The following is a 15,077-nucleotide window of genomic DNA, read 5'->3' as shown; positions in this document are numbered from 1 at the left end:
TCCCATGTAGCAATAAAGTATAAATCTAGCGTAGTAAGTATAGAACCAATAAAGAACAAAGACAGCGGCAAAAACGAAGTAAATCACAGATCTGATTTTGTTTTTTTTAAATAAAAAGAATGATTTGTAAAAACATGAAATATAAAAATGGATAAGCGGAGTTAAAATAAATAAAGGATTTATTATATCAATGCCACCCTCTTTATATTGCCAAAGTTCACAATCAACATAACCAAAATCGAAATAAGGCTCCTGAATATCAAAGGCAAATCCGTTAATAATAAGAAAAGATAATAATGACAATACTACAAATGTTATGATGTCTGTAAACTTTATTTTCGTTTTTATCTCTTTAATAAATTATCTATATGATCTAATCGATTAGATATAACTTCTCCGTATGAAACCCATTAATCTTCAGCTAATGTTCTTTTGATTTTTAAATTGCTTTAACAAAATCGTCTTTTTTCCTCCCCAAAATAGCGGCCTCAGAAACAGTACCGGCAACCAATGCATTTGTTGAACCGTCATAATGAATATTGCCATCAACAACTAATAAAGCGCGGTCGGCTATACGGGCGGCATCATCCAGATTATGCGAAACCATCAGCAAAGTAAGCTGGCGTTCATGGCAAACTTGCTCCAGCAATACCAGCATTTCATTACGCAGTGCTGGATCAAGAGCGGAAAAGGGCTCATCAAGTAACAGAATTGGCTGCTGGCGCACTAAACAACGCGCTAATGCTGCCCGTTGTCGTTGTCCACCAGAAAGTTGAGCAGGCAAACGAGTAAGGCAATTTTCCAACGAAACCTGGGAGACTATTTGCTGTAACGTCTGTTTCTGTTTGCTATTAAGGCGTAATCCGGGATGTAATCCTAACCCAATATTCTGTTCAATCGTCAGATGAGAGAAGAGATTATTTTCTTGAAATAACATGGATACCGGGCGTTGAGAAGGCGACCTGCGGGTATGATTTTCCCCGTTCAGCCATACAGAACCTTTTTCTGCTGTTTGAAAACCGGCGATCAGATTCAGTAATGTACTTTTACCTGCTCCACTGGGGCCAAGAATGGCGATACGCTCCCCAGCCTGAATTTGTAAGTTAAAGAGCATCACCAGATGTTCATAGGTGTAAGTCAGATTCTCAAGTTTAAGCATGACGTCGTCCCGGTAAGTGTTCAAGTAAACTAAACAGCATAAAACACAACAATAACAACAATAAGGCGGTGGTAGCGCCATCCTGACTGCGGTAAGCCCCTATTTGCTGGTAAAGATAGAAGGGAAGTGTACGGAAATCTTCATTACCAAACAGCGCGACAACGCCAAAATCACCAATTGAGAGGACACAGGCAAAAGCGAGAGCTTGCGCCAGCGGGATTTTCAGTGCTTTTAGCTCAATCCAGCACAGCCGGTTAATCCCTTGAATGTTCAGGGATCGACACAGCGGATTATAGCGGGCTGCCAGATCTTTCATCGGATTATCCAGAACTTTCAATGCATAAGGAATTGCCATCAGTGCATTGGTTAAAATCACTAAGCCGTAGGGTGAGCGGGGCAGGCCGATAGTATCGTTAAGGAGTAGAAAAAAACCGGTTGCTAGCACGATGCCGGGCATAGCCAGGATCAGCAAACCGCTTATTTCCATCATTTGTCCCCATCGAGGTAAATAACGTAGGTACAACTCGCGGCTGCTCCACAGTAGCATCATTGTGAACAAAACACACAGTAATCCGGCACCTAAAGCAATCACAACGGATGTAATAAACGCCTGCCACAATGCAGGCTGGCACAATACGTTGAATACCCCGCTGTTCAGACCATCCACGACAACAGCCAGCAATGGCGGCACCAGCAGTAACAATGCTGCGGTAATTAACACGCTGTCACAGATTTTTCTCAGCAAAGTATCCTGTGGATTACGCCACTGTTGTTGATTGCTATAGCCGATGGATAGCGCACCGTTAAGTTTCTGGCTAAGAAGAACAAGACCAAGACAGCAAGTCAGCTGAATCAAAGCCAGTAACGCGGCATGGCCGAGATCGTAGTCATAGCTTAACGCCTGATAGATTGCCAGCTCGACGGTTGTTGCCGCAGGCCCACCACCTAAAGCTAGCACTGTGGCAAAACTGGCGAAGCAGAGCATAAAAATCAGTGCGCTGGTTGGCAGGATTTGGCGGCGCAGGTAAGGCCACTCAACGAAACGAAAATGTTGCCATTCATTCATGCCTAATTGAGCGGCTAACTGCCGCTGTTCCACCGCAATATTTTCTAGTGATTGCAGTAACAGCCGTGTTGCCAGTGGCATATTAAAGAAGATATGTGCCAGTAAAATGCCCTGTAAACCGTAAGGGGTGAAAGGATAATTGACTCCTATCCATTCACAGAACTGTGCCAGCCAGCCGACTCGGCCATAGACAGTCAGAATGCCGAACAGAGCGACCAGTACCGGCAAAACCAGCGTCATAGCACACAGGCGCAGAAACAAAGTTCGGCCGGGAAAATGGCGGCGGTAGAGTGCCCGGGAAAGAAAGATAGCAGGGGTAACAGAAAATACTGCCGATAAGAAAGCCTGCCAGAAGGTAAAACGTACTACGTGCCACAAATAGCGATCTTCTGTCAGCAAGTACCCGCCGCTTTCAGGTGCGTTAAACCAAAGTGTGCCGAATGTCAGTAAAGCGACCAATAGCAAAAGGCCGGCGGCAATCGCCCCCGGCAGCAGCCATCCGGCTATCAGTGGCTGACAGCGTTTTGCCATGTACGAATCCATTGGTTACGGTGTTTTGCGACGTCTTCCGCATTGTACTGTAATGATTTCTCGGGTATTGAAAGCTGTGAATAAACTTCGGGTAGTTGAATATCAATAACCGGATACATCCAGTTAGTGGTTGGAATTTCCTGTTGGAAAGCCGGAGTTAACATAAACCGCATAAATTTCTGGGCAAGTTCCGGTTGCTTGCTGGAGGCCAGTTGGGCGGCAACTTCGATTTGCAGGTAATGGCCTTCACTAAACGTTGCCGCAGCATAATAGTCTTTCTTCTCAGACAAAATGTGATAGCCCGGTGAAGAGGTATAACTCAGGACCAGATCGCCTTCACCTTTTAAGAACAGACCATAAGCTTCACTCCAGCCTTTGGTGACTGTCAGTGTTTTCTTTGCCAGTTTTTGCCAGGCTTGTGGGGCATCATCACCATAAATTTTCTGCATCCACAACAGCAAACCTTGCCCCGGTGTGCTGGTACGGGGATCTTGATAGATCACTTTCCAGTTATTGTGACTGTTGATCAGTTCATCCATGCTCTTTGGTGGATTTGGCAACGTATTTTTGTTGTAAATGAAGGCAAAGTAGCCATAGTCATAAGGAATAAATACGCTGTTCTTCCATTGCACAGGCAGTTTCAGTTTGCTGGTATCCACTTGGCTTTCAGTGAACAGACCTGTTTGTTGAGCCGCGTGAATCAAGTTGTTATCCAGACCAAGGATAATATCGGCAGCCGTGCGCTTTCCTTCCATTCTGAGGCGGTTGAGCAGGGATACACCATCTTCCAGAGCAACCAATTTCAGCTCACAGTCACATTCAGCTTCAAACGCTTTTTTAATCGCGGGCCCTGGTCCCCAATCGGTGGCAAAAGAATCATAGGTGTAGACAGTTAAGACCGGCTTTGCCTGTACAACCTGACTCAATAACAAAGTAAAGGCTGACAGTACCGTCAGTATGGTTAATTTGGAAAATAACGTCTTAAACACTTTGCTCTCCTTAATTAAGAGGATTGGCAAAGGATCTGAGGGCGCGCTAAACGTAAAGATAATTTCTGTGAAACAATTAGCAGCTCAAATCCCTACGCCGGTATTAGCCGGATTCAGGTTCGGCGGGTTTACTCTCAGCAAGACTGTTTTAAACAGCCAGCACCCCGTTGAGATGACGCTATTGTAGAGATTTAGCTAGCTACTGCAAAGTCCAATGATAGAGGTTTACCACTTGAGGGTAGTGTGAAACAATCAGTCATCTTTCAAATTTAGTTTATTGAGGTAGTCTGGTGATCGATGATGATGGCTACCGCCCGAATGTAGGAATTGTAATTTGTAATCGACAAGGCCAGGTTTTGTGGGCCCGGCGTTATGGGCAACATTCTTGGCAATTCCCTCAGGGGGGGATTAATCCGGGGGAATCACCAGAGCAGGCTATGTACCGGGAACTGTATGAAGAAGTGGGTTTAGGCCGGAAAGATGTACGCGTTTTGGCCTCTACCCGTAATTGGTTACGTTACAAATTACCCAAGCGTTTGGTGCGTTGGGATACAAGACCTGTCTGTATTGGCCAAAAACAGCGGTGGTTTTTATTACAACTGCTTTGTAATGAAGAAGATATTAATGTGCAGCATAGCAATACCCCGGAGTTTGATGGTTGGCGCTGGGTCAGCTATTGGTATCCTGTCCGGCAGGTTGTCTCTTTTAAACGTGATGTTTACCGGCGCGTGATGAAAGAATTTGCTTCGGTTGTTATGCCAATGCAGGAAAACGTATCATTGTTACGTTCTTCATATTCTTATCGTCGCAAAAGAAGTTAGGTTAGTTCCATGCTTATGCGCTTACGGGAAATTGTTGAAAAAGTTGCGATGGCAACCAATTTGACCGAAGCGCTTGAGCTATTGGTGAATGAAACTTGTCTGGCGATGAGCACGGATGTGTGCTCTATCTACCTTGCTGATCATCAACGGCAGTGTTATTACCTGATGGCAACCCGAGGATTGAGGAAACCCCGGGGAAGAATTATCAGCCTGGCTTTTGGTGAGGGGGTGGTTGGACAAGTTGGTCAATTATCTGAACTGATTAATTTGGCGGATGTCCGCAGTCATCCTAGTTTCAAATATCTGCCTCAGGTTAAAGAAGATAACTTCCGCGCTTTTTTAGGGGTTCCGGTCATTTATCGTCGTCAGTTGCAAGGTGTTCTGGTCGTTCAGCAGCAGGAACAACGCTTGTTTAATGAAACCGAAGAGTCCTTTATGGTGACGCTTGCGACACAACTGGCCGTGATCCTTGCTCAGGCTCAGACTAAGGGTTTGTTTGGTCACTACCGGCAGACACGAATTAAAGCGTTGGCAATTTCCAGTGGCATCGTCATGGCTCAGGGTTGGCAGGATTGTTCCCAGCCCTCACTTGAACAAATTTTTGAAGCATCAACCCTGGATCATGCAGCGGAACGTTCTCGTCTGATTCAGGCACTTGAAGATACGATGGCGGAATGCCGGCGGCTCAGTAAGCGTTTTACGACTAGCTCTCAAAGAGAGAGCGCCGCGATTTTTGATCTCTATTCCTACCTTTTGAATGATCCTCAATTGAAACAAGATCTGTTTTCTTGTATTGGGCAGGGCTCTGTTGCGCAATGGGCGGTTAAACAAGTTATTGAGAAATACGTAGAGCAATTCGCCAGCTTACAAGACGCTTATATGCGGGAAAGGGCATCGGATCTGCGGGCACTTGGGCAACGATTACTGTTTCATCTGGATGATTCACCGACTGTCAGCCATCAGTGGCCTGAATGGTTTATTCTGGTTGCTGATGAACTGAGTGCTAACCTATTGGCAGAAATGCCGCCGGAAAGATTAGCTGGGGTTATTGTTCGTGATGGCGCAACGCATTCACACTCTGCCATATTGGTTCGTGCGATGGGTATTCCGGCTATTATGGGGGCTGATATCCAGCCGGAACTCCTGCACAATCGTATGCTGATTCTTGATGGTTTCCGAGGAGACGTTTTTATTGAACCTGAGCCGTTAATTTCTCAGGAATATAAACAGATCATCGAAAAAGAAAAAGCACTTAGCAAACTGGCGGAAGGGGATGTTGATCAGGAAGCGCGGCTCAAAAGTGGTGAGCGTATTCTTGTTCAGCTTAATGCGGGTTTGAGCCTGAAATATGAATTACATATAGGCAATAATATTGATGGTGTTGGTCTCTATCGAACTGAAATACCCTTTATGTTGCACAGTGGTTTCCCTTCAGAAGATGAACAAAAAGCCCGTTATCAGGAGATGCTGCAATTATTTCCCGATAAACCGGTGGTATTACGTACACTTGATATCGGTGCGGATAAACAACTGCCTTACATGCCCATCAGCGAAGAAAACCCTTGTTTGGGGTGGCGCGGTATACGGGTGACATTGGACCAACCGGAAATTTTTCTCATTCAGCTTAGGGCTATGCTCAGAGCGAATGTTAATAGCGGTAATTTGAAAATCCTTCTGCCAATGGTCACCAGCATGGAAGAGATTGATGAAGCTAAGAGGTTGATAGACCGGGCGAAAGAGGAAGTTGAGCAAATTCTGGCGCATCAGATACCTACGCCGCAGCTTGGCGTGATGATAGAAGTTCCTTCATCCATCTTTCTCTTGCCACAACTGAAGAGCAGAGTCGATTTTGTTTCTATTGGAACCAATGACCTGACACAGTATCTGTTGGCAGTGGATCGAAACAACACCCATGTTGCCTCCCTTTATGATTGTCTACACCCGGCTGTGATTCGGGCATTAAAACTGGTATTTGAAAATAGCCAGCAAGCCGGTCTTGCTATCAGTATTTGTGGTGAAATGGCGGGTTTTCCTATGGGTGCCATGATATTGATAGGCCTTGGCTATCGTAGCCTGAGTATGAGTGGTTGTAGTGTGCCAAGGATTAAATATTTATTACGCCATCTGGAGAGGGTTCAGGTTGAGCGATTAATGACCGAAGTGCTACAGGCTGAAACCAGCGTAAGAGTAAAGGAGTTGTCAGCAACGTTTATGGCGCGGCATGGGATTGGTGGTTTGGTCAGAGGCGGAATTTAATCCGCTTAACTGCCTGTGTTATGATCCGAGATCATTTGCCTTAGAGTATTCATTTTAAATATTAAGTGGGGAACGATGAGTAACAGCTACCTGGCATTTCCTAATATTGACCCGGTTATTTTTTCAATAGGCCCCATATCCCTTCATTGGTATGGTTTTATGTACTTGGTAGGGTTTGTATTCGCCATGTGGCTGGCGACACGCAGGGCCGCGAAACCCAATAGTGGTTGGGCAAAAAATGAAGTAGAAAACTTGCTCTATGCGGGATTTGTTGGCGTCTTTGTTGGTGGCCGTCTTGGCTACGTACTGTTTTATAATCTCCCTGCCTTTCTCGATAACCCGCTTTATTTGTTTAAAGTTTGGGATGGAGGAATGTCTTTCCACGGTGGTTTGATGGGGGTTATCTGCGCAATGTGGTTATTTGGCCGCAGAACTAAACGCCACTTCTTAAAAGTTGCTGATTTCATTGCACCGTTAGTCCCTTTTGGCTTAGGTATGGGGAGGGTCGGTAACTTTATTAACGGTGAATTGTGGGGACGTGTCACATTGGATACACCGTGGGCTATGCTGTTTCCAAGCTCCCGTGGTGAAGATATTGCACTGGCAGCAACTGACCCTTCACTGTTATCAATACTGGAACAATATGGCGTTCTTCCTCGTCATCCTTCACAACTCTACGAAATGGCGTTAGAGGGGATCGTCCTGTTTATTATTTTGAATTTATATATCCGTAAACCTCGTCCAATGGGCAGTGTTTCCGGTCTGTTCTTAATTGGCTACGGTGTTTTCAGGATAATAGTGGAATTTTTCCGTCAACCAGATGCACAACTGGGTTTATTCGATGGAATCAGCATGGGACAGATTCTGTCTGTTCCAATGATCCTGGCGGGAGTATTAATGATGATATGGGCATATAAACACCAAGGTAATAAGGTACAAAAGGTAAAATGAAACAGTATCTGGACTTAATGAAAAGAGTGCTTGAAGAAGGCACGCCGAAAGCAGACCGCACCGGGACGGGGACTGTCTCCATTTTCGGGCATCAGATGCGTTTCAATTTGAAGGATGGTTTCCCACTGGTGACCACTAAACGTTGTCATATTCGCTCGATTATTCATGAGCTTCTCTGGTTCCTGAATGGTGATACGAATATCAAATATTTGCATGAAAATAGCGTCACTATTTGGGATGAATGGGCGGATGAAAACGGCGATTTGGGGCCAGTGTATGGTAAACAATGGCGTGCATGGGGAGTGGCAGATGGCCGCCAGATTGACCAACTGAAAACGGTACTGGAACAGCTTAAAAGCGATCCGGATTCACGCCGGATCATTGTATCGGCTTGGAACGTCGGTGAACTGGATAAAATGGCATTAGCGCCATGTCATGCTTTTTTCCAGTTTTATGTTGCGGATGGCAAACTTTCTTGCCAGCTTTACCAGCGTTCCTGTGATGTATTCCTTGGCTTGCCATTCAATATTGCCAGCTATGCATTGTTGGTTCATATGATGGCACAGCAGTGTAATCTGGCAGTGGGGGATTTCGTCTGGACCGGTGGTGACACGCATCTTTATAACAACCATATGGAACAGACACAATTGCAGCTCAGTCGTGAGCCGCGTTCACTGCCAAAACTGGTCATAAAGCGTAAACCAGAATCACTTTTTGATTATAAATTTGATGATTTTGACGTTGTCGATTATGACCCGTATCCAGGAATAAAGGCACCGGTTGCTATTTAGTTGTTCGGTTATTAGCAACACATCTGGGGGAGACAATTTATTATAAATTGTCTCCCTTTTGATTTTGATGATATAAATACAGACACGCAGAAGTGGAGAAAAAAGACCATAAATACTATTTCTCAGAAAAAAATCAGAGATCTGCTCAACAACCCTGAATATTTTGAGAGTAGTATGTTTGTCACTAATAACGTGGTATCTAAATTGATTATTCAACCAGTAGCGGAGAGTGAGAGAGAACTGGCCGATAGAAACACGGAACAACAGGCGATAGCGTTGCTCAAAATCACAATGTTGTCTAAGAAAGACATTATAGAAGGTAGAAAAATAACCCCTGAAGAAGCACTTTGTAGACGCAGGGAACGTCGGGTGTGATATATAAAGTTAAAAAAAATCCTTTTGTTACTCAATTAATTGAGGGAACAGATAAAGCTAATCGATAAAAACTGCCCTAGAAACCTTAAAACGTGTACTCAAGGTTTTTATATGGGTTACTGTCAGCGACCTCGCTCCACTCAGAATGTGTGATACGAGGGAAGCTCCCCCGATTTCGTTTTTAAGGTTGGCTTGTTTAAGGCCGTATTGATCCATCAGAACCCGCTGGGCTGCAACCTCCGTAGGAATATTTTCAATAGCCTGATTAAATTCTGCAAATTCAGGGGCGGTATCTTCATAGCGTCCAATTACTGTAGCTAGAATTTCAATTAGTCCTTTGTTGTTGGCGTAATCTTTGAAAAGCTCATCAGTTAAATCCAACGCTTCTTTATATTGTTTTGCGGTATCGATGTAGGCCAGCCAAGGGATCTCTGAAAACAGAGCACTAGCCCGTTCTTGAACGACTTGCAAAATTGATCATGCTCTGTTTCTCCATGAGTAGTCGGTTAGTTTGTCGTATTTTACGTAGGATACGATATATCAAGAGTTTTTTTGATTATATTTATGAAACTTCTTCCTTATAGCCATATAAGCTTACACTGCATGACAATAATAATAAAAAAAACGTCTATTCTTATTGATTTTTGCGAGGCTCTACGCAATTTAAATGTAATAATAAGATGTTGTTATTTCTTTATTGATGCACTCTCGCATAAAATTCAATTATGTGTTTATTCTGTTTTTAAAATAAATAGAATGTCTTACGAAAGGATGTAAGGAATTGTTAATGGAAGATAACATTAATATAATTGGTAGTTATAATATTGATAATCAATTAGGTTTTTCCTTATTGGAATTGATGATTGTTATTGTTTTAATTTCAATATTTTCTTTATGGGGGATACAGGAATGGGGTGATTATCAGGAAAGAGCCAGACTACAGGAATCAGTACAGAAAGTATTGACATTTATCGCCAGGCAGCAATCTATGGCAAATTATCTGAATAAAGAGGTGGTATTGTGGCTGAAAACGGGAAAAGAGTGGTGTATAGCGATTTCGAGATCTGCACTTACTGATTGTGATTTAGAGCATGCTGAGGGTATACAATCATCCTATCAGGATGTTGTTATAAGTTCAGCAACTAAGGAACAGGTAGAGTTTCATGGAATAAGAAACACGATGATGCCTGCGAGTTTTATCTTGTCTAATGCCGCAGGTGAAATATCAGTTATTTTTTCTTCACGAGGAAGAGTAAGATCATGTAGTAATAATAAGTTTAATAGTATCCCAGCTTGTGGTTAATTATGCTTTTTCTTATAAAATAAGTGATACTCTATTGTAATAATGAAACATAAAAACCAATCTGGAATGACATTATTAGAAATGATTGTGGCAATGGCTATTGGTATTGTTATTTTACTGGCGATTGCCAAAAGTTACCCGGTTTTAACCAGACAAATAATGGAGTTATATCAACGATATCGTTTAAGCTATTTTATTAAACAAACATTGCATATTATAGAAAAAGATATTCGTCGAGCAGGATATTGCCAGCATTATTGCGATGGAAAGCCAATGTTAATCAATAATAAAAGTGATGAAAGTGAGGATTCATGCCTGATTATTGCATACGATCTTAATGTGAATAACCAATGGGAGCCACCAGAACACAACGAATCAGAATTCTTTGGCTATCGTCTTAGTAATAAGTCAGTGGAATGGAAAAGAGGGGCGGGTAACTGTCAGGAAAATGGCTGGGAAAGACTATTTGACCCAAATGAGATAGTGGTAGATTCATTTAAAGCGGAAAAATTACCAACAAAAGATGGTTTAGTTTTTATCAAATTGACGTTTATTGCACATTGGTTTAAACATCCATCAATAAACTACCAATATCAGGCAGTAATACGTTTGCGCAATATCAGGGGATAAGTACCGTGACTGAGCATTCTCCAAATGCCTGCCTGCAATTTCAGCAAGGAAATGTATTGTTGATTTCAGTGCTGATGTTGCTGGCTGTGAGCCTTATGATGCTGAAAGCTTTACATCATCATCTTGATAACGCATTAATCATGATGGTTGATGAACGCAGATATTTAAAAGCTTTTCAGCAAGCAGAATCTGCATTGGCATGGGGAATGGCTCAGTCATGGCTACTTTATAATGATAAAACAGAAGAGTGGTATTGCCTGCAACAGCAGGAGTTCCATCTAACAAGTTGTTTAAAAAGGTATTCAAGTAATTTTTTTCTGCTGAAAGGTGTGGCAGAAGTGGCATCCGGGCAATCTGTTGGATTATATCAATGGATGAAATTAATCTCTTCTGGTGGAAGTGATTCTCTTATTCCGGTAGAAAGTGGTTGGTTGGATTTCTGTCCCGAAGCAGATTCGGGGTTTTGTTTATGAAGCTGGATCTTTTTCATACTCATCAATCAGGGATGAGTTTGCCCGAAGTTATGGTTGCCGTTATGGTCTTTTCTGTCTCTTTACTGGGATTAATGCGTTATCATCAGGCGTTATTATTTGGATTTCAGCAACATTGGCAACAATCAAAGGCGGACAAATTATCTTATGGATACCTGGAACAATATGAATTAATTGCAGGTCAAAGTGCTTTAGCAGAATTAACACCGCCACCGGGATGGCATGCTGAATTTCAGACGACATATCAGTTATCTGATTGCTATCAGCTTACAGTTATAGTAACAACACCTTATAATCAGCAAAGTAAAGCAAGCCGGTGGATTTGTTCAAACGGGAGTCCTGATGTTCAAGGTTTATCATTCTAATCAGTTGGATCTTCTTAAAGAGCTGATAACAATACTTATCGGAGATAATCCACTGATTGATCCGTTTGAGCAGGAAGTTATTCTGGTACAAAGCCCGGGAATGTCACAGTGGCTGCAAATCCAACTGGCTGAAAAAATTGGCATATCAGCCAATATTTCATTTCCGCTTCCGGCTACTTTTATCTGGAATATGTTTACCAAAGTATTGCCTGATATCCCTAAAGAAAGCGCTTTTAGTAAAGATGCCATGACATGGAAACTGATGGCGTTATTGCCTCAATTATTGCCAGAAGCGGAATTTGTCGCACTCAGGCACTATCTTGATCAGGATTTTGATAAACGGAAAATTCATCAATTGGCTGGGCGGGTTGCTGACCTGTTTGACCAATATCTTGTTTATCGCCCGCAATGGCTGGAAAGCTGGCAGCAAGGGCAGCTTATTGATGGTTTGAGCGATAATCAATTGTGGCAGAAAAGATTGTGGCTGGAATTAACGGAATATACCCACCAGCTACAACAACCGCAATGGCATCGGGCTAACTTGTATCGCCGTTTTATTTCGATATTGGAAAACAGTGCTGAACTTTCAGCTTGTTTACCGAAACGGGTATTTATCTGTGGTATTTCTGCTTTGCCGCCTGTTTATTTACAGGCCTTACAGGCACTGGGACAGCATATTGATATTCACCTGATGTTTACCAATCCATGTAAATATTATTGGGGAGATATTCAGAATTATGCTTTTCTGGCAAAACTGAGCAGCCGTAAACCGCGTCATTATAAAAACAAGCAGGAACTGGAATATTTTAAAGATCCTGGCAATGCTCAATCACTGTTTAACGATGAAGGTGAACAGGATATCAGTAATCCCTTGTTGGCGTCATGGGGGCGATTAGGGCGTGATAATCTTTATTTACTGTCGCAGCTTGAGCAAAGTTCTGATGTTCACGCTTTTGTCGAATTAGAGCAAGACAACGTGTTACATCAGCTCCAAAGGGATATTCTCTATCTGGAGGATCATGCCCAGATTGGCTCAACAAAAGAAACATTTGAAAATAGCCTGCAAAAACGGTTGGTTAATCCTGCGGATCGTTCTTTGTCTTTCCATGTTTGCCATAGCCCTCAACGGGAAGTGGAAGTTTTACAGGATCAACTTTTAAGGTTACTGGAAGATAATCCATCACTGACGCCAAGGGATATTATTGTGATGGTCGCGGATATTGACAGTTATACTCCCTATGTTCAGGCGGTATTTGGTAATGTCTCTGCTGAACGTTATATTCCATTCGCAATTTCTGATCGTAAAGCCCGTCAGGCGCATTCAATTTTACAGGTATTTATTACACTGCTTGATTTACCTCAAAGCCGTTTTACAACTGAGCAGGTTTTAGCATTACTGGAAGTGCCGGCACTGGCGAATAAATTTGAAATTCATGAAGATGGTTTACGTTTATTAAGGCGTTGGGTTGAAGAATCCGGTGTTCGCTGGGGGCTGGATGACGACAATGTGGAAGAGTTGTCCTTGCCGGTGACGGGCCAGCATACATGGCGTTTTGGACTGACCAGAATGTTGTTGGGTTATGCCATGGATAGTCGTTCAGGTCCTTGGAAAGAGGTATTGCCTTATGATGAATCCAGCGGTTTAGCGGCGGAACTTGCCGGTCAATTAGCTGAGTTTTTAATGCAATTGAGTTACTGGCGCAAAATTCTGGGTGAGAATCAGACGTTAATGGGGTGGTTACCTGTCTGCCAGCAATTGCTGGAGGCATTTTTCGTCGCAGACAGTGAAACTGAATTAGTACTGGCAATGATAGAGCAGCAGTGGCAGAAAGTGATAGGTAATGGCCTGAATGCCCACTATCAAGAAATCGTGCCACTGGTTCTGTTGCGGGATGAATTGGCGATCCGGTTTGATGATGAAAAAATAAGTCAGCGTTTTCTCGCTGGATCTGTCAACTTTTGCACTTTGATGCCAATGCGTTCTATCCCCTTTAAGGTTGTCTGTTTATTGGGAATGAATGACGGTATTTATCCCCGTTCAATTCCACCGCTTGGGTTTGACCTGATGGCAGAAAAAAGCCAAAGGGGAGACAGAAAACGGCGGGATGATGATCGTTATTTATTCCTTGAAGCGCTGATATCCGCTGAACAGTTTCTTTATATTAGTTACATTGGTAAATCCATGCGTGATGATACGCAATGCAATCCTTCAGTGCTGGTTAATGAATTGCTGGATTATGTTTGCCAGAGTTTCTGCTTACCAAGCAATGAAAAACTGAACGTTGATGAAAGTGCCGCTAATATCAGAAAACATCTGTTGTCTCTTCATGCCCGGGTTCCATTTGCGCCGGAAAACTTTATACCGGGCAGTTATCAGCAAAGTTATGCAGGAGAGTGGTTACCGGCCGCGACTGAGCAAGGTGCTGCATATTCTGAATTTTGTCAGCCTGTCGAAACGGAACACATTCGGGAAATTACACTTGATGATTTAATCCGCTTTTACCGTCATCCCGTTCGGTTTTTTTTCCAGCGTTGTCTGAAAATAAATTTTGTCATTGAAGAAACGGAGTTACCTGAGGAAGAACCTTTTGTTTTGGATAACCTTCAACGTTATCAATTTAATCAGCTATTGTTGAATACACTCATTGAACAACAATCGCCTGAACCGCTATTCAACCGACTTCGTGCGGCTGGAGGATTGCCTTTTGGTGCTTTTGGTGAAGTTTATTGGTTGAAGCAGCAAAAAGAGATGCAACCACTGGCGGATAAAATTCGTGAACAACAAATAGAGACTTTCTCTGTCGATTTACATCATGATTTAGGGCAAGTCATTCTGACAGGACGAATTAATAAGGTGCAACCGGATGGTTTGCTACGTTGGCGGCCGGCTAGTCTGACAGCAAATGATGGTATGCAGTTGTGGATTGAACATCTGGCTTACTGTCTTGCTGGTGGTAAGGGGGAAAGCCGCAGTTATGGACGCGATAACAGCGAATGGTGTTTTGCCCCTGTTCCGTCAGAACAAGCGAAAGATTATCTGAGTCAATTGCTTGAAGGTTATCAGCGCGGAAGATCAGTACCTTTGCCCTTGTTTTGTAAAAGTGGTTGGGTGTGGCTTTCAACATGTATGAATAAAGAAACGGGTGAGATTGACAGCAGTGATGAAATTCAGTCAAAAGCTGAAAGCCAGCTATTGAAAGCATGGCTTGGGGAGCAAGGGCGCAAAGGGGAAGGTGACGATCCTTATGTTCAGCGGGCTTTCAGGCAAGCTGATAAATCATTTTTAGCAAAACTTAAACAGGAAGCGCTCAGTTATTTGTTACCGATAGCGCGATATCAGAACACATAG

Annotated in this window: 14 protein-coding genes and 1 riboswitch; of the genes, 10 read left to right on the top strand and 4 right to left on the bottom strand. The window is 43.0% G+C overall.

What is annotated here, in order from left to right:
* Positions 1-439 precede the first annotated feature (439 nt).
* Genes thiQ through thiB form a run of 3 tightly spaced genes read right to left on the bottom strand, consistent with a single transcriptional unit; the run spans position 440 to position 3,745 of the window.
* Positions 440-1,159: a thiamine ABC transporter ATP-binding protein ThiQ gene (gene thiQ, locus ACUN2T_RS22860; protein WP_445495197.1), complete on the bottom strand. Its 720-nt coding sequence runs from the start codon at positions 1,157-1,159 to the stop codon at positions 440-442.
* The gene (gene thiP, locus ACUN2T_RS22855) at positions 1,152-2,756 is read right to left on the bottom strand and encodes a thiamine/thiamine pyrophosphate ABC transporter permease ThiP (protein ID WP_445495195.1); all 1,605 of its coding nucleotides are present in this window, start codon (positions 2,754-2,756) and stop codon (positions 1,152-1,154) included. The genes thiQ and thiP overlap by 8 nt, the downstream gene beginning before the upstream one ends.
* On the bottom strand, positions 2,732-3,745 hold the full coding sequence (thiB, locus tag ACUN2T_RS22850; protein ID WP_445495193.1) for a thiamine ABC transporter substrate binding subunit: 1,014 nt from the start codon (positions 3,743-3,745) through the stop codon (positions 2,732-2,734). Before thiB ends, thiP begins: the two co-directional genes overlap by 25 nt.
* Before the next feature lie 71 nt (positions 3,746-3,816).
* Positions 3,817-3,922: riboswitch (TPP riboswitch) on the bottom strand.
* A 113-nt stretch (positions 3,923-4,035) separates the two neighbouring features.
* On the opposite strand from thiB, the gene rppH reads away from it, so the two are divergent.
* The 5 genes from rppH to ACUN2T_RS22825 all read left to right on the top strand — a co-directional run bounded on the left by rppH (position 4,036) and on the right by ACUN2T_RS22825 (position 8,939).
* A complete protein-coding gene (gene rppH, locus ACUN2T_RS22845) occupies positions 4,036-4,566 on the top strand; it encodes an RNA pyrophosphohydrolase (protein WP_036843817.1) in 531 nt (176 codons plus the stop codon).
* A gap of 9 nt (positions 4,567-4,575) precedes the next feature.
* Positions 4,576-6,822, top strand: a complete 2,247-nt coding sequence (gene ptsP, locus ACUN2T_RS22840) for a phosphoenolpyruvate--protein phosphotransferase (protein WP_445495192.1) — start codon at positions 4,576-4,578, stop codon at positions 6,820-6,822.
* A 75-nt stretch (positions 6,823-6,897) separates the two neighbouring features.
* Entirely contained in the window at positions 6,898-7,773 is an 876-nt protein-coding gene (gene lgt / locus ACUN2T_RS22835) for a prolipoprotein diacylglyceryl transferase (RefSeq protein WP_445495191.1), read from the top strand.
* Complete coding sequence (thyA, locus tag ACUN2T_RS22830; RefSeq protein ID WP_445495189.1) at positions 7,770-8,564, top strand: thymidylate synthase; 795 nt, start codon at positions 7,770-7,772, stop codon at positions 8,562-8,564. The genes lgt and thyA overlap by 4 nt, the downstream gene beginning before the upstream one ends.
* Positions 8,565-8,738: 174 nt before the next feature.
* Complete coding sequence (locus tag ACUN2T_RS22825) at positions 8,739-8,939, top strand: hypothetical protein (RefSeq protein WP_445495187.1); 201 nt, start codon at positions 8,739-8,741, stop codon at positions 8,937-8,939.
* A 57-nt stretch (positions 8,940-8,996) separates the two neighbouring features.
* On the opposite strand, the gene ACUN2T_RS22820 is transcribed toward ACUN2T_RS22825, so the two are convergent.
* Complete coding sequence (locus tag ACUN2T_RS22820; RefSeq protein ID WP_445495186.1) at positions 8,997-9,410, bottom strand: helix-turn-helix domain-containing protein; 414 nt, start codon at positions 9,408-9,410, stop codon at positions 8,997-8,999.
* A 316-nt stretch (positions 9,411-9,726) separates the two neighbouring features.
* Here ACUN2T_RS22820 and ACUN2T_RS22815 point away from each other — a divergent pair, with 316 nt between their 5' ends.
* The 5 genes from ACUN2T_RS22815 (at position 9,727) to recC (ending at position 15,077) form a co-directional block, all read left to right on the top strand.
* Entirely contained in the window at positions 9,727-10,242 is a 516-nt protein-coding gene (locus ACUN2T_RS22815; RefSeq protein WP_445495185.1) for a prepilin peptidase-dependent protein, read from the top strand.
* Positions 10,243-10,308: 66 nt separating this feature from the next.
* Positions 10,309-10,872 (top strand): prepilin peptidase-dependent protein, encoded by a 564-nt coding sequence (locus ACUN2T_RS22810; RefSeq protein ID WP_445495184.1) that lies wholly within the window; start codon positions 10,309-10,311, stop codon positions 10,870-10,872.
* 5 nt (positions 10,873-10,877) lie between these two features.
* Complete coding sequence (locus ACUN2T_RS22805; protein ID WP_445495183.1) at positions 10,878-11,345, top strand: YgdB family protein; 468 nt, start codon at positions 10,878-10,880, stop codon at positions 11,343-11,345.
* Positions 11,342-11,728, top strand: a complete 387-nt coding sequence (locus tag ACUN2T_RS22800) for a prepilin-type N-terminal cleavage/methylation domain-containing protein (protein WP_445495182.1) — start codon at positions 11,342-11,344, stop codon at positions 11,726-11,728. Before ACUN2T_RS22805 ends, ACUN2T_RS22800 begins: the two co-directional genes overlap by 4 nt.
* Positions 11,706-15,077, top strand: a complete 3,372-nt coding sequence (recC, locus tag ACUN2T_RS22795; RefSeq protein WP_445495181.1) for an exodeoxyribonuclease V subunit gamma — start codon at positions 11,706-11,708, stop codon at positions 15,075-15,077. Before ACUN2T_RS22800 ends, recC begins: the two co-directional genes overlap by 23 nt.

The organism is Photorhabdus machadonis, from assembly GCF_052657765.1.
Note: the sequence above shows the minus strand (reverse complement) of the source record. Positions and strands in the feature narration are given on the sequence as shown.